Here is a 19,302-nt window from a genome sequence, read left to right as displayed (position 1 = left end):
GCCGGCCGTGGCGGTTCCGTCCAACAAAGTGGGGATGCGGTCGCCGGCGATCACGGCCGGCGGCCGTCCTGCCCGCGGCGTCGGGCGCGCGCCCCGACGCCGCCGGCCCGGCAGCGTCGCGGCTCATCTCCGCGCGCTGGAGCGGCAGGGCTACCGGGCCACACCGCAGCGCCGCGCGATTCTACAGAGCCTGCTCAGCACCGGGCGGATCAACGTGCCGGCGGAGGACGTGTGCCGCCGCGCCCGCGCGCTGTGTCCCACCGTGAACCTCGCGACGACATACCGCACGCTCGAGCTGCTCGGCCGGCTCGGGATCGTGCGCCGGCTGACCTACGGCGACGGGCGCGCCGTCTTCTGCGCCAACCCGCAGCCGCACTACCACGGCACCTGTCTGCGCTGCGGCGCCGTCGTCGATCTGCCGCAGGGACGCGTGGCGGAGGTGCTGGAGCGCGAGCAGTCCGGGCTCACCGACCCCGCGTTCGGCGTCGTCAGCCACCGGATCGAGTTCTACGGCTACTGCGCCGCGTGCCGCGAGGTCGGAGCCGGTGCGCTGCTTCCGGAGGACCGCGCCGCCGACCGGAGCCAGGCCGGACGCGGGTGACGCGGTCCCGCTTCCCGCGGCGCGCCCTCGCGGGCGCCGCGGCGATCGTGCTGAGCCTCGCCGGTCTCGGTGCCGTCCCGTCGCCGCGGGCGCGCGCGGCCCCGGTGCCCGCCGGCGCGCAGCCGTTCCCGGCCCTGCAAGGTCCGCTCAACATCACCGCCGATGAGGTCGTGCTCGCGAACACCGGCACGGGCCTGACGGCCCGCGGCCACGTTCGGCTCACGTACCAGACCGGCGTCGCGACGGCCGACGTTCTGCGCCTCCGGCGCGACGACCGCACGGCCCGGCTGACGGGCCACGTCGTCCTCACGGACACGCAGGGCAAGGCGGGAGGGGACGACATCACGGTCACCTTTACCCAGGCGAACCAGGTGAGCAGGATCGTCATGGCCGGCAGCGCGAGCGCGGAGACGAAAGACTACGCGCTCCAGGCCGACCGCATCGCCGCCGACCGTGGGGCCGGCCGGCTCGTGGCCGACCGGCACATCACGATGTTCATGGCGCCCGACCTCATCGTCAACGGCGACCGCCTGGTCTACAATCAAGGCGCTCGTTACGGCGTCATCAGCGGCCACGTCGTGGCGTCGAACCGGGTGGGGCGGATCCTCGGCGACTGGGTGGAGTTCTACCAGAAGCAGGAGCGGGCCACGGTCCACGGCCCGGTGACCGCCGAGGTCTACGGGGCGACGATCACCTCGAGCGTCGCGAACGTGGATTTCGCCAAGTCGGTCGCGGTGTTCACGGGACACACCTTCGTGACGCGCCGCCAGGGCACGCTGACCGCGGACAAGGTCACGATCTACTACCAAACCCGCCGTTTCATCGCCGAGGGCGGGACGCACGCCCACTTCACCGACCTCGAGAGCGACGATAAGCCATAACCGCACCGCCCGCCCCGGTCCGGGGGGTCCGGCCCGCGCAGCCGGCCGCTGGGTGCTGGCCGTCATCATCGGAGCCGCGGTCTTTGAGTTGATCGACGGGCTCAGCGCCGGGTCGGGGTCGTCGCTGAACGGCCGGCCCGCCGGTCCGTTTGCCGGCGTGCTTCTGTGGCTTCCCGTGATCTCCCCCGGCATTGCCGGGTTGGTCGCGGCGTGGGCGGCGCCACCGATGGCGCGCTACGGATTGCTCGCCGCTGTCGGGGCGGTCTGGACGCGGATCGGCGCGGACCGCTTCATCGGCGTCCTGCAGGGCGCGCAACTGCCGCCGGAGACCGGCGTGGTGTTGATCCTTGCGTTTGGCTTGCCGTGGTCGATTACCGCGCTCACAGGGGGGGTGCTGCTCGCCGCCGGGCGCGCGGTGGTCCGGCGACGGTAGCGCCGCCGTGATCTAAACGGCCAGTCCTCGAACTCGGACCAATTTACGGTTGACAGGGTCCGGAGCTACACCGAAGCCTTCCATTGTGTAGGCTCCACAAACTCGCGCCGAAATTGCGGTCGAACTCCAAGTCGCGATAAGACCCCACCCGGCACCCACGTGTAACTCGCGTGCACTATATGTATACATACAAGCGAACAAACATGCAGAGTTCTCGGTTACGGCTCCTCGCCGCGCGTGATGTAGTTGTAGAGCGTCCGGTCCCGGTAGGCGAGGTTGAACTGTATCGCCGCGTCGCGGTTGCGACCGGTGCGGTAGTAGGCCGAGCCGAGCATGTAGTGCAGTACGCTGTTGCTCGGGTCGAGGTGCACGGCGTCTTCCCACTGTGCCACGGTGTTCTTCGCGTCGTTGTGGGTCGAGTACGCGTACCCGAGGTAGCCGTGGTTCATCGCGTTGCCGGGCTCCTGGCGGGTCACCTCCTGCAGCTCCCGGAAGGCCGTGTCGTGATCGCCCGACACCCAGGACGCAAACGCGAGCGAGTACCGGGCGAGCAGATCCTTCGGGTTCTTCTGCACGTCGGCGGACGCGCGCTGAATGATGCGGCGCTCGAGCGCGGGCCGGCCGGATTCGCCGCCCACCATCCGGTCGATCTGTTTGAAGACGTGCCAGCCGTCGATCAGCATGCCTTCGTGGGCGTACACCATCGCGAGCCGGTAGGACGTTTCGGGATCGGGGTGCTGCGCGGCCTGCGCCTTGAGCCCGGGGATCAGGCTGCGCCAGCTCGAGCCCGCCTGCTGCGCCCGTGCGGTGAGCCCGCCGGCCGCGAGGAGCGCGGCGAACAACGCGAGGACGGTCGCGGCGGAGACGGCGAACGGCGTGCGGCGGCGGTGCGTACGCGAACTCATCAGCGGCATCCTCCTATCGGCGACGTTTTCAGTATAACGGATCAGGCGAGGCCGGCGGCATCGCAGGGCGGCCCCGGCGGCACCGAGAACTAGGATCGGCGATGCGTGCCGTTCGGTTCCACCAGCACGGGGGCCCCGAGGTTCTCACCTACGAGGAGGCGCCGGACCCGGTTCCGGGGCCGCATCAGGTGCTCGTCCGCGTGCGCGCCTGCGCGTTGAACCACCTCGACATCCACGTGCGGCGCGGCATCCCCGGGATGAAGCTGCCGCTGCCGCATACGCTCGGCAGCGACGTGGCGGGGGAGGTGGCCGCGGTCGGGCCGGGCGTCACGTCGTGCAAGGCCGGCGATGCGGTCGTCGTCAACCCGGGGCTGAGCTGCGGCCACTGCGAAGCGTGCCTCAGCGGCGACGACAACCTCTGCCGCGAGTACGCGATCCTCGGCGAGCACCTCCCGGGCGGCTACGCGGACCTCGTGGCCGTGCCCGAGGCCAACGTTCTGCCGAAGCCCGCGCGGCTGTCCTTTCGTGAAGCGGCGGCGGTTCCGCTCGTCTTCCTGACGGCCTGGGACATGCTGGTGGCCGGCGCGCGCGTGCGGCCGTCGGAGACCGTGCTGGTCTGGGGCGCCGGCAGCGGCGTCGGCAGCGCCGCGATCCAGATCGCCAAGGAATTCGACGCGCGCGTCATCGCGATCGCCGGCGCGGACTGGAAGCTCGAACGGGCCCGAGCCCTCGGCGCCGACGAGACCATCAATCACGCCACGCAGCAGGTGGGCGACGAGGTGCGCCGCCTGACCGGACGGCGCGGGGTGGACGTCGTCTTCGAGCACGTCGGGCAGGCGACGTGGGAGACGAGCCTCAAGGCGCTCGCCCGCGGGGGACGCCTCGTCACGTGCGGGTCGACGAGCGGCTTCACCGCGCAGACGGATCTGCGCTACGTCTTCGCGCGGAAGCTCCTCATCCGCGGCACCTTCATGGGCGGCAAGGGGACGATGTACGAGATCCTGCGCCTCGTCGAGGCCGGACGGCTGCGTCCGGTCGTCCACGACGCGCGGCCGCTCGAAGACGCGCGGCGTGCGCACGAAGCGATGGAGCGGAGCGAGCACTTCGGAAAGCTGGTGCTGGAGCCCTAAGGCGTCAGCGCCCGGCGCCGATCCACGCGGCGCCGCCTTCCCACACTTCTTTCTTCCAGATGGGCACGGTCTGCTTGAGCGTGTCGATCGCATAGCGGCCGGCCTCGAAGGCCTCGCCCCGGTGCGGTGCCGAGACCGCGACCGCGACGCTGGTCTCCCCGACGCCCAAGCGGCCCGTGCGGTGCGTGATCGCGACGCGGGTGACCGGCCAGCGTTCGGCGACCGCCGCGGCGATCTTCTCGAGCTCCCGGCGGGCGAGCGCGTCGTACGCCTCGTAGACCAGATGGTCGACGCGCCGGCCGCGCGCGTTGTTGCGCACCACCCCGAGGAACAGCACCACCGCGCCGGCGCGCGGGTCCGCGACCGCCGCGAGCACGCGGTCCGTGGAGATCGGCCCTTCCGTCAGCTCGATGGTCACGGTCTGACCGCCGCCGCTGACCGGCGGAATCAACGCGACCTCCGCGGCCCCGTGGAGCGGGCGGTTGCCGCTCACGTACTCGTCGTCGATCGCGTATCCGGACGGCGGCGGGAGGGTCTCGAGACCGGGGTACCGGGCGACGAGCGCCGCCCACAGCGCGGCGCCGTCGGCGTCGTCGCGCAGCGGGAGTTCGACCTGCGAGGCGCCCACGGCTTCCCGGTATGAGGCGAACAGGCGGACCTTGATCTTCACGGCCACGATTCTAGCATAGGAACCATCGGCCGCTCCGGGAAGACTCCACTTGCGGGCCGCCGGTCGTGGAAACCGGGGGCGGCGCGAGCGCGTTACGAAACAAGACGGCAGTCCGAAGTCAGGGACCGTGAGGGGACGGCGGACGTGTTCAACTTTCGACGGATCGCGATTGCCGCACTCGCAGCCGCGGTTGGGGCCGCGGGCGCGTTTCCGGTGGCGGGCCCGATGCCGGCCGCGAACGCGGCGCTCTTCAGCGTCAGCGAGCAGCAGGAGATCCAGATCGGCCGCGAAGTCGAGCGGCAGCTGCGGGCGAAACCGGGCTTCGTCGACGATCCGGGGCTCACGCGGAACCTCAGCGAACTCGGGCACAAGCTCGCCGCGGTGTCCGAGCGACCCAACCTGCCGTGGACCTACCACATTCTCAAGGACACCAGCGTGAATGCGATCGCCGCGCCCGGGGGCTACGTCTTCGCGACGCGCGGCCTCTTCGGGTTTGTGAAGTCCCAGGACGAGCTCGCGTTCGTGATCGGCCATGAGACGACGCACGTGGCGCACCGCCACGCGGTGGATCTGGCACAGAAGGACATGGAGCTGCAGTTCGGCGCGTTGATCGTGACCCAGGTGCTGTTCGGCGGCGGATACCCGGCATACATCCTGAGCCAGATCGGCCGCAACATGATCGACGCCAAGTTCTCGCGCGACAAGGAGTCCGAGGCCGATCACTACGGCGTGATCTACGCGCGCAAAGCCGGCTACGACCCGACGCAGTCGATCGCGTTCTTCGAGCGGCTGCAGGCTCAAGAAAAGACGCAGCCGGGCCTGGCCCGCGCGTTCGAGGACCACCCGGAGACGCCCGCGCGGATCGGCGCGCTGTGCACGGAGCTCGACGGGATGGGATACCACATCACGTGCCCGGTGAAGCCGGCCCCCGCTGTGCGGCCCGGCACGCCGGGCGCCGGATCCGCGCCCGCGCAGCCCGGCGACGCACCGGCGCTGACGCCCGCGCAGGATCACAACTAGCCGCGGCCCGAAATCCCGGGCGTGATCGCGGATCCGTACGCCGCGCCGGGCACCTATCGCAAGGCCCAGCTGCACTGCCACACGACGCGCTCGGACGGGAGCGACGACCCCCGCGTCGTGCTCGAGCGCTACCGCGCGGCCGGGTACACTTTCGTGGTCTTCACCGACCACAATCGCGTCACGGCGTGCGCGGACTTCAACGACGACGCGTTTCTGGCGCTGCCCGGCGTGGAGACCACGATCGCGCGTCCGTTCCGCCCGCTCGGGCCCCACATGGGCCGTCTCGGCGCGCCGGGATCGCTTGCGCCGCGCGGCGCGCAGGCCTGTGTCGACGCGACCGCGGCCGCGGGCGGCGTCGTGTCGCTGCATCATCCCTCCTGGAGCGGCAACTTGTGGACGGGGCGCTGGTCGGCCGACGAGATGGTGGCGCTTCGCGGCTACCATCTCGTCGAGATCAGCAACCATCACAGCGGCACCTGCGCCGATCTTCGACGCTGGACGGCCGCCCTGCGGCGCCGCGGACCCGCGGGCGCGGTCGGGGCGGTGGCGGCGGACGACCTGCACCGCCGGCGGGATCTCAACACAGGGTGGGTGATGGTGAAGACGCCCGACGTGGCGGCGGGGACGTTCCTCGATGCGCTGCGCTCGCTCGCCTTCTACGCGTCGACGGGACCGGCCGCGGAGTTCGGCGTGCGGGACGGGGCGATCGCCGTCCGGACCGACGCGCCGGTGATCCGGTTTCTCGACGCGTCGGATGCGGTCCGCGCAGAGCTGTCCGGTCCGTCCGCCACCTACGAGCCGGCGGGCGATGAGCAATTCGTCAGGGTGGAGTGCGCCGGACGCACGACGACCCGGATGGGCGTCCCCGCGACCGCGTGGTCGCAGGCATTCTGGATCAACCCGGTGTAACGGTTACCCGCGCGGCCGGCGGCGCCGCGCCTTGGGCGGCGCCGCCGGCGCCGCGACACGCGGCGTGCGGACCCCCAGGGCGAGGCGAATGTACGTGGTCAGCATGTGGTTGATCGCGAGGTGCGCGTCCTCGACGATCTGGTAGTCGTCGCTCGGCACGACGATCGCGTGGTCGGCCAACGCCCGCACCGCGCCGCCGTCTCCGCCGAGCAGCGCGAACACGCTCGCGCCCGCGTCGCGGGCCGCCTGCGCCGCGGCGGTGATGTTCGGCGAGTGCCCGCTGACGGAGAGCAGCAGCACCGCGTCGCCGGCGCCGGCGAGCGTCGTGACCTGCTCGGCGAACGCGCTCTCGTAGGCGTCGTCGTTGGCCCAGGCCGTCAGCGTGCCCACCGCCTCGCTGAGCGCCAGCGCGCGCACCCGCGGCGCGCCGGCTCGGGGCGGCCGGCCGAGCGACGACTTGCCGAGGTCAACCGCCATGTGCGAGGCGTTCGCGGCGCTGCCGCCGTTCCCGGCGATGAGAATAAGCCCGCCGGCGCGCGCGGTCTGCCAGAGCCGTTCCGCGAACGCGACGAGATCCGGGGTGTCCACGGCCGCGAGCGCCGCCCGGAGCCGGAAGACATGATCGTCCATCGCCGCCCGCGCGGCGCCCGCCGCGACCTGAGCGACGCCGGCACCAGGACGCCTGGCCGGACTTTTCGCGCCGCCGCGCGCGGCCGGCCGGCGCTTACTCTTCGACATAGATGATGCGGCTCCCAAACGGTTCCAGCTGGATGGGGATGCGGCGCAGCTCCGGAAGCCGCTCCACGATCCGCGGTTGATCCCGGGGCGGGGCAAAGAGGAGCAAGAACCCGCCGCCGCCGGCGCCGACGAGCTTCCCGCCGATGGCGCCGGCGGCCCGCGCCCGATCGTACCATTCGTCGATTTGCGGGTTCGAGATTCCGCTCGCGAGCCCGCGCTTGATCTTCCACCCGGCGTCGAGGATCTCGCCCACCGCGCCGATCCGGCGGTCGAGGACCGCCGTGCGCAGGTCGAGCGCCAGGTCCCGAAGGCGCATCGCGTCGTCGAGCGTCGCGTCGCCGTCCTCCAAGTTTCGCCGCTGCTCGGCGAGAATCGAATCGGCGCGCCGGGTGAGCCCGGTATAGAGCAAGACGAGGTGCGCCTCGAGGTCGCGCCGGAACGCTTCGCCCGGCAGCAGCGGCTCGATGAGCACGCCGTCCGGCTCGAACCGGACGAACTGCAGGCCGCCGTAGGCGGCGATGTACTGGTCCTGTTTGCCGATCGGCTTGCCGAGACGGTCGAGCTCGATCGCGCACGCTTCCTCCGCGAGCCGCTTCGCGCCGGCGTGGCGCCCGGCGAAGGCGTGGAGCGCGTGCAGGAGGCCGACCGTGTAGGTGCTCGAGGATCCAAGGCCGGTGCCGCGCGACGGGATGTCGGAGATCGACGTGATCTCTATGCCGCCGGCGATTCCGGTCATGCGCAGCGCCTCGCGGATCAGTTCGTGCTTGAGGTCGTCGACGCGGTCCACCATCTCGGTGATCGAGTAGCTCGCCCGGATCTTCTCGTCGAACTTGCGGTTGACCGTGATGTACATGTACTTGTTGATCGCCGTCGCGACGACGGCGCCGAATCCGCGGCGGTAGACGGCGGGAAAGTCGGAGCCGCCGCCGGCGAAGCTGATCCGCAGCGGCGTGCGCGTGATAATCACGGCGCAACACATTCGGCCCGCTGCCGTGAAGTCCTGGGCTTCGTGTACAATGAGACACGGTGGGTGGGGATCTTGCGCGTTATAATCCAGGCGTGGCGCGCCCGTCCGCGGAACTCGTCATCGTCTCGAGCGGCCCCGGCGAAGTCTCGACGTGGGCCGTGCCGATGGCGCGCGCCGCGAGGGCGTGGGCCGCCGCCCGCGGCGAGGCGCTCACGCTGTCGCTCGTGCTGCCGCCGTGCCAGTTTGCGAGCGGCCAGGAAGCGGCCTTCGCCCGGCGTCAGGGGCTCTTCGCCCGCGTGCTGGGCCCGCGGGACACGCTCGCCGTGGTGACCGGGCTCCGGCGGCTTGCGCTCGCCGCTCCCGGCTGCGTACTGCACCTCGGCGGCGACCTGTGGTACTCGTCGACGGTGGCCCGCCGTGCCGGCGTGCCCGCGTACGCCTACGTCGAAACCGCGTTGATCCGGTCGCGGGCGCATCGCTTCGCCGGTGTCTTCGTGCCGTCGCAGATCCTGGCCAACGAACTCGCGGCGGCGGGCGTGCGCGCGGATCGGGTCGCCGTCGCCGGGGACCTCCGCGTCGACGCGCTGGCCCGGGCGCGGTCGACGGTCCGGCCGGCGCACGACGGCGTGCGGGTCGCGCTCTTTCCGGGCAGCCGGCGCTGGATCGTGGGCGGGTTCCTGCCGTTCCTCTTGCGGACCGTCGACGCGATGCACGCACGCCGCGGCGACCTCGCCTTCACGTTGATCGCGTCCCCGTTCCTCCGCCGCGACGCGATCGACAGCGCCCTCGACGGCCGGCGCGCGGACCTCCGACGGCTCGGCATCACCATCGTCGACGGCGACGACCTCGGCGCCGCCGCGAACGCCGACCTCGCGATCACGCTGCCCGGCACCAACACCGTGCAGCTCGCGGTCCTGGGTGTGCCGATGCTCGTCGTGCTGCCGCTCGACCGGCCGGGCCGGATCCGGACCGAAGGCCTGAGCGAGTGGCTCGCCCGGATTCCGGGGCTCGGCGGCGCCATCAAAGGCGTGATGGCGTGGCGGTTTCTGCGCCGGCCGCACGCGCTGGCCTGGCCCAACCGGGAGGCGGGACGCATGATCGTGCCGGAGATGGTCGGACGCCTCGACCCGGCGGACGTGGCGCGGCGCGCGCTCGCGATGCTCGACGACCGCGGCGGCCTCGAGACGACCGCGCGCGATCTTCGCGACGTGTACCACACGCCGCCCGGCGTCGCCGAGCGCATGCTGGACGTCATGGCGCCGGCGCTGACGGCGGCCACCGGGCGCCCCGCGGTGCTCGCGTGACTCGTTCGGACGGAGTTCCGCGTTCGGCGTGACGCCGCGTCTGCTGATCGTCAGCAACGGCTACGGCGAGGACCTCGAGGCGGCGCAGATCGTCCGGGCGCTGCCGCCGGGCCGCGTCCAGGTGGCCGCCTTCCCGCTCGTCGGCCTCGGCCACGCCTATCCCGCGGGCGTGGAGCTCCTCGATCCGCGGCGCGACTTTCCAAGCGGCGGCTTCGGCCTCCGCGCCGGATGGCGCAGCATGTGGGAGGACGTGCGGGCGGGCTGGGTGGCGTTCTGGCGCCGCCAGCGGCAAACGCTGCGCGCGCAGCGGGGACGGGCGGGGCTCGTGCTGGCGGCGGGCGACGTCTACTGCCTCGGCATGGCCGCGGCGGCCGGCGGCCCCACCGTGTATCTCGCGCTCCCGAAGTCCGAGTACGTCGCGCCGCACTCGCCGCTCGAGCGGTCGCTGATCCGGCGGTACGCCGCGCGCGTGTTCGCACGGGACGAGGTCACGGCGGACGCGTTGCGCCGGCAGGGCATCGCGGCGGCATACGTCGGCTTCACGCTGATGGACACGCTCGCGCTTACGGGCGAGCGGTTCGGCCTCGCCGACACCCGGCCCGTCGTCACGGTCCTGCCGGGCAGCAAGCCGCCCGCGTTCGACAACCTCGTCCTGCTGCTCCGCGCGATGGATCTCGCGGCGGCCCGGTTGACGCCCGCGCCGGCCGTGCTGGTCGCCTGGCCGCCCAACCTCGCGCCCGAACGCCTGCGGCGGACGGTCGAAGCGGCGGGCGGCGCGTGGACGGACCCTCGGCATTTCCGGATGGGTCCGCTCGACGTGACGGTCGACTCCGCGCACTTCGCCGACGCGCTCGCGCGGGGCGCTCTGGTCCTCGGCATGGCCGGAGCGGCGCACGAGCAGGCGGCGGGGCTCGGCAAGCCGATCGTGGCGTTTCCGGGGACCGGCCCGCAATTCACGCCGGCGTTTCTCGCGGAACAGCAGCGCCTGCTCGGCGACGCGCTGGTCGCGGTGGCCTCCCCCGAGGAGGCCGCCGCGGCGGTCCTGCGCCTCTTGCGTGATCCGGCGGAGCGCGAGCGGCGGGGACGGGTCGGCCGTGACCGGCAGGGCGGTCCGGGTGGCGCCGCCGCGATCGCCCGGTATCTCCTCGAGCGGCTCGCGGCCTAGCCCGGCGGCCGATGCGGGACCGTGAACGCGTGTGGGCCGCGGCCGTGCTGGCGGCCGCCGTCGTTCTCACGTTCTACCGGCTCGGCGCGGGAACGCTGTGGGACCAGGACGAGACGAAGTACGCGCAGGTCGCGCGCGAGATCCTCCAGACCGGCGACCCGATCACCCTGCACGTGAACGGCGCCCCGTGGTACGTGCACCCGCCGCTCTACATGTGGCTGACCGCGGCGACCGGCCGCATCGCCGGCTTCAGCACCCTCACGGTGCGGTTGTGGTCCGGCGTGTTCAGCGTGACGGCGGTGTACGCGACGATGCTGCTCGGCCGCGCGCTCTTCAACGCGCGGACCGGCATCCTCGCGGGCGCGGTGCTCGCCGTGACGTTTCACTTCCTCGTGCAGTCCCGTCTCGCCGTGTTCGACACCGTGCTGCTCGCGTTCATGCTGCTCGCGGCGTACGCGGCCGTGCGGGGCTACCAGACCGGGCGTCGCCGCGACTATCTCCGATTTTTCATCTTGGCCGGGCTCGCCACGCTGACGAAAGGCCCGATCGGGCTGGTGCTGCCGGGTCTCGCGATGGCGGCGTTCGTCTCGGGGCGCCGCGCCTGGGGGCGGTGGCGCGAAGTCCCGTGGGCGGCCGGGCTCGTCCTGTACGCCGTGATCGGCCTGTCCTGGTACGCCGCCGAGGCGGCGCTGCACGGAGGAACCTTCGTTCGAACGGTGCTCGGCTACTACGGCGTCGGCCGGTTCTTCGGCGTGGTCGAGAACCAGGCGGGGCCGTGGTACTACTACCTCCCCATTCTCGTCATCGGGGGATTCCCGTGGACCGCCTTTTGGCCCGCGGCCGCGGTCTGGCACTGGCGGCGCCGCCGCGAGGACGGCAGCCTCTTCGTGCTGCTCTGGTGCGGCATCGTGATCGTCTTCTATTCGCTCGCGCAGACGAAGCTGCCCAACTACGTGCTGCCGGTCTACCCGCTCGCCGCGGTCGGCGTGGCGGCGATGTGGGACGGGGTGCTCGACCGCGCGCCGCAGACGCGCGCCGGGTGGCTCGTGATCTCCGCGGTGCTGCTCGGCGTTGTCGTCGCCGCGCTCGAGGCGGGCATCGGCCGCTACCTCGGTCACCTGTACCCGCAGCAGTACCGCGAGTTCAGCCGGGTGTTGATTCCGCCCGCCGTCGCGCTTGCCGCCGGCGTCGCGGTCGCGATCGCACTGCTGGTCACCGGGCGCCGGGCCGGCGCGCTCGCGGCGCTGTGCGCCGCGATGGCCCTGACGTGGCTCGGCGTCATCAGGTGGGTCATGCCGCTCGTCGAGACGCAGAAGCCGATGCCCGTCGCGGCCCGGGCGATCGCTGCGGCATGGCGGCCCGGCGACCGCATCCTCGGATACCGGCTGGACATCTACTCGTCGTTGATCTACTACTCGGGGCACCGCGTCGAGTGGCTGGACACGCCGCTGGAACTGGCCAACGACGCGTGCCTGCCGGGCCGGGCGTTCATCGTCATCGCCGCGTCGGAGCGGGCGCGCGTCGCGCTTCCGACGGGTCTCGCGCGGTTAACGGGGCGTGACGGGATCGACGTGCTCGTGAAGCCGGCCGGCCTCAAGTGCCCGTAGCGCCTGCTACCTGGCCGACTCCTCCGTCCGTCCCGTCGCCGGCGTTACATAGGTGACGTCGCCGCGGCCGGTCGCGGGCCGCACGGCCCCGGGCGACACGGCGCCGTCCGGTGTCGGGTCCGGCGTGCGAAGCGCCCGAAACACGCCCTCGTAAAACGCGTCCCAGAGCAAGAAGCTGTAACATTCATTGAGGATCAAGAGCCACCGGCGCTTTTCCGCCCGCGGCACGATCCACCAGATCCACGGCGCGATCAGCGGCGTCCGGTACACCAGCCACTTCACCGGCAGCATGAACGACGCGATTTCGAGAAAGATGCCGATCCGCGCCGCCCGGCGGTATTTCCGCCAGAAGTAGACCGCCCCGACGCCCGCCTGCCGGAGCTTCTCGCGCACGCCCATCAGGTCTTCGACGTGGTGGTGGTGGCCGAGCGCCCGCGGTTCGTACTCGAACCGGGTCCCGCGCTCGTGCATCCGGATCGCGAGCTCGATGTCCTCCCAACCGTACCCGCTGAACGTTTCGTCGAACCCGCCGGCGTCCAGCACGTCCTCCCGCAGCATCGAGCAGTTGCGCGTCGTCACGTGGAAGGGCGAGAGGTCGCGGCGCCGCCGGATCGTGAGGTCCGGCGTCATCTCCTTGACCAGCATGAACGGGGTGACGCGCGACTCGGGATGTGTGACCGTCCGGCCCTGGACGCCGCGCCGGGCGGCGCCGGGCGGGTAGTGGCCGTGATGCTCGGCGAGCAGCGTCGGGGCGGCCCACAAGTCGGAATCGAGAAAGACGACGATCCGGCCCCGGGCCGTCCGGACCCCGAGGTTGCGCGCGGCGGAGCGTCCGCGGTTTGCCTGGCTCACGCGGCGGACGGCCGCGCCCGGCTGCGCGGCCAACTCGTCGAGCATCTGGGCCGTGCCGTCGGTGCTGCCGTCGTCGACGACGACAATTTCGTAAAGATCGGCGGCCAGCGTCTGCCCGCGCAGATGCCGGACCGTTTCCCGCAGGACGTCGCGGTTGTTGTAGGTGGGGATGACGACGCTAATTTCCATGCGCGCGCGACCCGGGGCGCATCTGACCGTTCTCGAGCAGGTGCGCCAGGTAGTGGGCGTTCAGCACGCCCGACAGGAGCAGCCGCCCGAGGCCCGGCATGCCGGCGCGGTCCGCCCGGCGCACCCATCCCTCCACGTTCTCGGGCCCGACGAGGCCGAAGAGCCGCTGCACCGAGTTCAGCGCCAAGTGAAAGGGCGTGAACTGCAGCGCGAAGCGCGCCTCGAGCGTGGGGTGCTTCTCGTAGAACAGCCACGCGGTCCGCGCACGGTCGGCCTCTTTCCGGAGCAGACCGTCGAGGCTGCCGGGTGAGACCTCCTCGTGATAGTGGTAGAGGGCGGCGTCGCGGCGGTAGAACCGCCGCAGGCCGAGCTTGCGCAGGCGGAATCCCAGATCGAGGCCTTCCCAGCCGTACGGATAGAACACCTCGTCGAACAGGCCCGCCCGGTCGAGGTGCGTGCGCCGCACCGACGCGTTGTCCGTATCGAAGTAGGCCGTCGACAGGTCGAGGATCCCGGCGCGGACCGCAAAGGGCCGGTCGATCGACCGGGTGAGGATGACGGGGCCGCGGCCGACCGCCTTCGGGTGCGCCTCGTGGATCGCGAGATGCGCCGCGAGGTACGTCGGCGCCGCGAAATTGTCGCTGTCGACGAAGACGATGACGTCCCCGCGCGCCTGCCGGATGGCGTGGTTGCGCGCTCCCGGCACGCCTTTGCGCTCGGTGAGGAAGAACGGCCGCACCGCGCAGCGGGATGTCCGGACCGCGGCCTCGATCACGCCGCGCGTCTCGTCGGTCGACGCGTCGTCGACGACGAGGATCTCGTAGCGATCGGGCGCGAGCGTCTGCTCGGAGAGATAGCGCAGGCAACCGGCCACCATCGCGGCCCGGTTGCGCGTCGGGGTGATGACGCTCGCGGTGAGGCTCAAGGGGCGGCCGCCGGCGTCTCGCCCGCGCGGCGCGCGGTTCCGGCCGGCACGGGCGCCGCCTCTTCGAGCAGCTGGCTGCGGACGAGCCGGCTGTAGGGTCCTTCGTGCGACGCCAGCTCGTCGTGGCGCCCGGTCTCGACGATCCGGCCGTCCAGCATGACGATGATGCGGTCGGCGCTGCGCACGGTGGAGAGGCGGTGGGCGACGATGAAGGTCGTGCGCCGTTCGGTGAGCCGGGCCATCGCCTCCTGGATCGCCTCCTCGGACTCCGCGTCGAGGGCGGACGTCGCCTCGTCGAGGATGTAGACGGCCGGATCGAGCAGCACGGCGCGCGCGAGCGCGAGCCTTTGGCGCTGCCCGCCCGAGAGCTGCATTCCGTCCTCGCCGAGGGAGGTGTCGTAGCCGCGCGGCAGGGCGGCGATGAAGCCGTGCGCGTTGGCCACCCGCGCCGCGTCTTCGATTTCCGCGCGCGACGCCGACGGCCGGCCGTAGGCGATGTTCTCTGCGATGGTGCCGGCGAACAGGATCGTCTCCTGCGGCACGAGTCCGATCTGCGCGCGCAGCGAGGCGATCCGGACGCGCCGGAGGTCGTGGCCGTCGATCGCCACCGTCCCGCCGGTCGGATCGTAGAAGCGCGGGATGAGGTTCACGAGGCTGGTCTTGCCGGCGCCGCTCGGCCCGACGATGGCGACGTGCTCGCCCGGTTCCACCTCGAACGTGATGGTGCGCAGGGCGAGCCGGTCCGGCTCGTACGCGAGCGAGACGTTCGTGAAGCGCACCCGCCCGGCGATGCGCGGCATGGGGATCGCGTCCGCCGAGTCCCGCACCGTCTCAGGGACGTCGAGCAGCTCGTAGACGCGCTCGAGCCCGGCCATGGCCTGCCGCGCTTCGGAGTACAGGCGCGTGAGGCTCATCGCCGGGTCCATCGCCAGCGCGAGGTATCCCAGGAACGCCAGCAGCGACCCCGGGGTCATCTCGTGGCGCGCCACGTACTGCGCACCGGCCCACAGCACGAGCACCAGCGCGAGGGCGGTGAGGAGGCTGACCAACGACACCTCCACCGCGATCAGCCGCCGGATCCCGTAGTTGGCCAGGAACGTGCGCTCGTTCTCTCGATCGAACCGCTGCTCCTCGCGTCCTTCCTGGACGAACGCACGGATCACGCGCGCCCCGATCACCGACTCCTTGATCAGCGCGGTGAGCGACGCCACCTGCCGCTGCGCCCGGGCGGAGATCTTGTGCACCTCGCGGCCGAAGAGGCGCGCCGCGAGCACGAACGCCGGCAGCGCGACGAAGGTGAGCACGGCGAGCCGCCAGTTGATCAGAAACACCATCACGATGATGCCGGCCAGCGTGAGGGCGGTGGTGATCACGTCCACGATCCCGCCGAGCAGGCGCTGCTCGACGAGCTGCGTGTCCTGAATCGTGCGCGAGATCACTTCGCCGCTGTGCCACGCGGCAAACCGCGCGAGCGACCAGCGCTGCACGCGCTGGAAAATGCGCGCCCGCAGATCGGCGACGAGGCGGTGCCCGACGAACGCGAGCAGCGACAACTGTACGTAGAGACAGATGCTGCGGAACGCGTAGATGCCGAGCACGATGAGCGCGGCGTGGTTGAGGATGCCGAGGCTGCCGGTCTGGATGACGCGGTCCGCCTGCTCGCCGAGATACCGGGGCACGTACAGCCAGGCGACGGCGACCAGCACTGCCGCGCTGACGCCCCCGACCAGTTGGACCATATACGGGCGCAGAAACACCGCGAGCCGCCGCAGGTCGGCCATGCCGCCATTATACACGCCGCGCGGGTCCGGAATCGGGCAGGATAAGGGCATGAATGAAGCAGCGACGGCGCGACTTTGAGGGCGTGCGCCGGCGATCGTTGGGAATTTCGGCCTCGGTTTGACCGCGGTCCCGGGGCGTTTCATGGTATAGTTAGTCGGTTGGGCACGGCCGGGCGCGTACGCTCGGCCGGACCGCGTGTACCGAGGGGGGTCGGATGGCTCGCGTTTCCCGGTGTCTCGCATTCCTGACCGTGGTCGCCTTCGTCGCCGGGCTGCTGGTGCCCGCCGGGGCCGAGCCGCAGAGCACGTCGACGCCGGAGCTGCGAACGCTGTTCAGCCACCTGCTCGGTGATCCGCCGCTGATCCACATGGAAGCGATCCCGGACATCTACGACGGCGGCTACGCGCGCGTGAGCGTCTACGGGCGCCACGTCATCATCAAGGGCATGCTGATCGACGAACTGTGGATCAAGCTCGTCGGCGTATCGTTTGATCCGGCGGAACTCAAGCGCGGCAATCTGAAGGTCACGGATATCCGCGACAACGCGATCTACGGCAGGCTATCGCTCGCCGCGGTCCAGGACTACCTAAACAAGCAGGCGGCGGTCAAGGACGTGCAGTTGGGCGTGAACGCCGAGGCGATCACCGGCGCGGCCACGGTCGTCTACAACGGGGTGCCGGCGCGCGTCCGGATGCAGGGCGTCTTCCAGGTCTACGGTGATCCGGAGGTGTTCTTCCACATCCAGGCGCTGTCGGTGAACTCGATCCCGGTGCCGTACGTCCTGGCCGCGAACCTCGAGCGCCAGATCAACCCGGTCGTCGACTTTCGGACGTGGCCCGTGCAGTTCAAGATCCGCACGTTCAAGCAGACGCCGGAGGGCTTCGTGCTCAGCAGCCAGCGCGACTTCGCCCAGCCCTGCAACGCCTGCGGGGGACCGCCGCTCCAGCTCGTCCCGTGACCGCCGCCGTTTCACACCCGTTCCGCGCCCGGCTCGCGCGCGGACCGCTACTGTGCGACGGTGCGATGGGCACGCTGCTCTACGCGAGGGGCGTGCCGTTTGACCACTGCTTCGACGCGCTGAACCTGACCGACCGCGAGCGTGTCCTCAACATCCACCTCGACTACCTGCGCGCCGGCGCCGAGATCATCGAGACCAATACGTTCGGGGCCAACGCCTTCAAGCTCACTCAGCACGGCCTCGCCGACCGCGTCCGGGACATCAACCGGCAGGGCGCCAAGATCGCGAAGGAGACGCGCGACATCTTCGGCCGCGCGTTCTTTATCGCCGGGTCCGTGGGGCCGCTCGGACGCCCGATGGCGCCGTTTGGACGGATCACGCCGGCGGAGGCCCGGAGCGCGTTTCGCGCCCAGATCGACGCGCTCGTCGAGGGCGGGGTGGATATTCTGATCCTCGAGACGTTCGCCAACCTGAGCGAGCTGCTCGAGGCGGTCGCGGCGGCGCGCGAGGCCTGCGACCTGCCGCTCGTCGCGCAGATGACGTTCACGGAGGACGGCCGTACCCAATACGGCCACGGCGCCGCGGAGGTCGTCGCCGCCCTCGAGGGCGCCGGCGCCGACCTCGTGGGCGCCAACTGCAGCGTCGGCCCCGTACCGATGCTCGAGGTCATTCAGCAGATGTCGTCCGTCGCGCACGTACCGCTCTCGGCACAGCCGAACGCCGGGTTCCCGACGTTCGTCGAGGGCCGGTACATCTACCTGTCGTCGCCCGAACACATGGCGACCTACGCGAAGAAGATGGTCGACGTGGGTGTCCGGCTGATCGGCGGCTGCTGCGGCACGACGCCGGAGCACATCGCGGCGATCCGACGGGCGATCGCGCAGGTCGCCGCGGCGCGTGAGCGGGCCGTTCCGGAGGCGGCGCCGGCGGCTCCGCGCGACGAGGCGCCGCCGGCGGTCGGCCAGCCGAGCGAGCTCGCGCAGAAGCTGCACCGGTCGTTCGTCATCAGCGTGGAGGTGGATCCGCCGAAGGGCCTCGACGCTACCAAGGACCTCGAGGGCGCGCGGCTGCTCAAAGAGGCGGGCGCGGACGTCATCGACGTCGGCGACAGCCCGATCGGCCGCGTGCGGATGAGCGCGCTCGCGATGTGCTACCTGATCCAGCGGCACGTCGGGATTGAAACGATCATTCACTTCACGACCCGCGACCGCAACGTCGTGGGCCTGCAGGCCGACCTGATCGGCGCGCACGCGATGGGCGTGCGCAACGTGCTTGCGCTGACCGGGGAACCGCCGCGCGGCGACTACCCAAACGTCACCGCGGTCTACGACGTCGACAGCGCCGGCCTGATGCGAATCATCAAGCGCTTCAACGAGGGCCTCGACCTCGCCGGGAAATCGATCGGACACCCGGCGCGATTCCTCATCGGCGGGGCGCTCGACATGACGACCGCTACGCTCGACCGCGAACTGCCGAAGATGGAAAAGAAGCTCGAGGCGGGCGTGGACTTCTTCATGACGCAGCCGATCTACGAGCCGGAGACGCTGGACCTGTTTGAGCGACGGGTGGGGCGGCTGCCGGTGCCGGTGCTGGTCGGCGTGCTGCCTCTTCAGAGCTTCCGCCATGCCGAATTCTTACACAATGAGGTGCCCGGCATCACGATCCCCGACTGGGTGCGGGATCGCATGCGGGTCGCCGGTAACGCCGGTCGCGACGAGGGCTTCCGATTGGCCCGGGAACTGTTGGACGGTCTCGTCGCGCGGATCGACGGTGCCTACCTCATGCCGTCGTTCGGACGGTACGAGGTGTGCGCGGCGCTGGTGCGCGAGATTCGCGCGCGCGTCGGGACGGAAGGAAAGATCGCCCGAATCTGATCGCGCCAAAGCCGGTGGACACATGCCCGGATCCCAACGTCGCTGGCACGTCTTGAAAAGAGCGGCTGCGGTGGCCGCGGTGGTCGGGTACGTCGTGAACGCGGCGCACTTGGAGGCAACGGCGCCGCCTCGGGGGGCGGCGACAGCGGCGCCGCTACCTCCGACGCCCCCCGCCGCGGGAAAGGCATGGGCGCTCTACAGACGCCCGAGCATGTCTCTCACGTGGGTGAAGACGCAGCGCGTGTTCCCCGATGCGGAATCGTGCTTCCGGGCGGAGGATACACTTCACAATCGTGATCAGACCTATGTGTACGACTGCGATCCGACCTGAAGGGCCGGCATTGCGCCGATACCCGCATCACGGGGCATAACAAATCTGGAACCCTGCCGGG

18 protein-coding genes are annotated in these 19,302 nt (G+C 71.1%); 11 read left to right on the top strand and 7 right to left on the bottom strand.

Going from position 1 to position 19,302, the window contains the following annotated elements; all coding sequences use genetic code 11:
• Positions 1-7: 7 nt before the first annotated feature.
• The 3 genes from VFL28_02815 to VFL28_02805 are packed head-to-tail and all read left to right on the top strand — an operon-like array spanning position 8 to position 1,915.
• The gene (locus tag VFL28_02815) at positions 8-601 is read left to right on the top strand and encodes a Fur family transcriptional regulator (protein ID HET7263574.1); all 594 of its coding nucleotides are present in this window, start codon (positions 8-10) and stop codon (positions 599-601) included.
• Positions 598-1,482 carry an LptA/OstA family protein gene (locus VFL28_02810; GenBank protein ID HET7263573.1) on the top strand — a complete coding sequence of 295 codons (885 nt, stop codon included), beginning with the start codon at positions 598-600 and terminating at the stop codon, positions 1,480-1,482. Before VFL28_02815 ends, VFL28_02810 begins: the two co-directional genes overlap by 4 nt.
• A gap of 52 nt (positions 1,483-1,534) precedes the next feature.
• Complete coding sequence (locus tag VFL28_02805; GenBank protein ID HET7263572.1) at positions 1,535-1,915, top strand: hypothetical protein; 381 nt, start codon at positions 1,535-1,537, stop codon at positions 1,913-1,915.
• 218 nt (positions 1,916-2,133) lie between these two features.
• On the opposite strand, the gene VFL28_02800 is transcribed toward VFL28_02805, so the two are convergent.
• A complete protein-coding gene (locus tag VFL28_02800) occupies positions 2,134-2,820 on the bottom strand; it encodes a hypothetical protein (protein HET7263571.1) in 687 nt (228 codons plus the stop codon).
• Between the two features lie 101 nt (positions 2,821-2,921).
• Between VFL28_02800 and VFL28_02795 the strand changes: the two genes are divergently transcribed.
• Positions 2,922-3,950 carry a zinc-binding dehydrogenase gene (locus VFL28_02795; protein ID HET7263570.1) on the top strand — a complete coding sequence of 343 codons (1,029 nt, stop codon included), beginning with the start codon at positions 2,922-2,924 and terminating at the stop codon, positions 3,948-3,950.
• A gap of 4 nt (positions 3,951-3,954) precedes the next feature.
• Here the strand turns inward: VFL28_02795 and VFL28_02790 are convergent, their stop codons facing one another.
• Positions 3,955-4,620 (bottom strand): molybdenum cofactor biosynthesis protein MoaE, encoded by a 666-nt coding sequence (locus VFL28_02790; GenBank protein HET7263569.1) that lies wholly within the window; start codon positions 4,618-4,620, stop codon positions 3,955-3,957.
• 144 nt (positions 4,621-4,764) lie between these two features.
• On the opposite strand from VFL28_02790, the gene VFL28_02785 reads away from it, so the two are divergent.
• Both VFL28_02785 and VFL28_02780 read left to right on the top strand, forming a co-directional pair.
• Complete coding sequence (locus VFL28_02785; protein ID HET7263568.1) at positions 4,765-5,640, top strand: M48 family metalloprotease; 876 nt, start codon at positions 4,765-4,767, stop codon at positions 5,638-5,640.
• A gap of 21 nt (positions 5,641-5,661) precedes the next feature.
• On the top strand, positions 5,662-6,549 hold the full coding sequence (locus VFL28_02780) for a hypothetical protein (protein HET7263567.1): 888 nt from the start codon (positions 5,662-5,664) through the stop codon (positions 6,547-6,549).
• A 3-nt stretch (positions 6,550-6,552) separates the two neighbouring features.
• Here the strand turns inward: VFL28_02780 and VFL28_02775 are convergent, their stop codons facing one another.
• Both VFL28_02775 and VFL28_02770 read right to left on the bottom strand, forming a co-directional pair.
• Positions 6,553-7,287: an SIS domain-containing protein gene (locus VFL28_02775; protein ID HET7263566.1), complete on the bottom strand. Its 735-nt coding sequence runs from the start codon at positions 7,285-7,287 to the stop codon at positions 6,553-6,555.
• Positions 7,274-8,254 carry a GHMP kinase gene (locus VFL28_02770; protein HET7263565.1) on the bottom strand — a complete coding sequence of 327 codons (981 nt, stop codon included), beginning with the start codon at positions 8,252-8,254 and terminating at the stop codon, positions 7,274-7,276. Before VFL28_02770 ends, VFL28_02775 begins: the two co-directional genes overlap by 14 nt.
• Positions 8,255-8,346: 92 nt before the next feature.
• On the opposite strand from VFL28_02770, the gene VFL28_02765 reads away from it, so the two are divergent.
• From VFL28_02765 to VFL28_02755, 3 genes are read left to right on the top strand one after another with little or no spacing between them, the layout of a single operon-like run.
• Positions 8,347-9,558, top strand: coding sequence for a hypothetical protein (locus VFL28_02765; protein ID HET7263564.1), 1,212 nt, complete (start codon positions 8,347-8,349; stop codon positions 9,556-9,558).
• Between the two features lie 28 nt (positions 9,559-9,586).
• Entirely contained in the window at positions 9,587-10,723 is a 1,137-nt protein-coding gene (locus tag VFL28_02760; protein ID HET7263563.1) for a lipid-A-disaccharide synthase-related protein, read from the top strand.
• A gap of 29 nt (positions 10,724-10,752) precedes the next feature.
• Positions 10,753-12,330 carry a glycosyltransferase family 39 protein gene (locus tag VFL28_02755; GenBank protein HET7263562.1) on the top strand — a complete coding sequence of 526 codons (1,578 nt, stop codon included), beginning with the start codon at positions 10,753-10,755 and terminating at the stop codon, positions 12,328-12,330.
• 6 nt (positions 12,331-12,336) lie between these two features.
• Here the strand turns inward: VFL28_02755 and VFL28_02750 are convergent, their stop codons facing one another.
• Genes VFL28_02750 through VFL28_02740 form a run of 3 tightly spaced genes read right to left on the bottom strand, consistent with a single transcriptional unit; the run spans position 12,337 to position 16,077 of the window.
• The gene (locus VFL28_02750; protein HET7263561.1) at positions 12,337-13,371 is read right to left on the bottom strand and encodes a glycosyltransferase; all 1,035 of its coding nucleotides are present in this window, start codon (positions 13,369-13,371) and stop codon (positions 12,337-12,339) included.
• Positions 13,361-14,296, bottom strand: coding sequence for a glycosyltransferase family A protein (locus VFL28_02745; protein HET7263560.1), 936 nt, complete (start codon positions 14,294-14,296; stop codon positions 13,361-13,363). The genes VFL28_02750 and VFL28_02745 overlap by 11 nt, the downstream gene beginning before the upstream one ends.
• Positions 14,293-16,077 carry an ABC transporter ATP-binding protein gene (locus VFL28_02740; protein ID HET7263559.1) on the bottom strand — a complete coding sequence of 595 codons (1,785 nt, stop codon included), beginning with the start codon at positions 16,075-16,077 and terminating at the stop codon, positions 14,293-14,295. The genes VFL28_02745 and VFL28_02740 overlap by 4 nt, the downstream gene beginning before the upstream one ends.
• Before the next feature lie 215 nt (positions 16,078-16,292).
• On the opposite strand from VFL28_02740, the gene VFL28_02735 reads away from it, so the two are divergent.
• Positions 16,293-17,036: a hypothetical protein gene (locus tag VFL28_02735; protein ID HET7263558.1), complete on the top strand. Its 744-nt coding sequence runs from the start codon at positions 16,293-16,295 to the stop codon at positions 17,034-17,036.
• Positions 17,033-18,910, top strand: coding sequence for a bifunctional homocysteine S-methyltransferase/methylenetetrahydrofolate reductase (locus VFL28_02730; protein ID HET7263557.1), 1,878 nt, complete (start codon positions 17,033-17,035; stop codon positions 18,908-18,910). The genes VFL28_02735 and VFL28_02730 overlap by 4 nt, the downstream gene beginning before the upstream one ends.
• The last annotated feature ends 392 nt before the right edge of the window (positions 18,911-19,302 follow it).

It is taken from the genome of bacterium, from assembly GCA_035691305.1.
Classification (GTDB): Bacteria; Sysuimicrobiota; Sysuimicrobiia; order Sysuimicrobiales; family Segetimicrobiaceae; genus DASSJF01.
The sequence above is the reverse complement of the archived record's forward strand: the minus strand, read 5'-3'. Positions and strand labels throughout refer to the sequence as shown.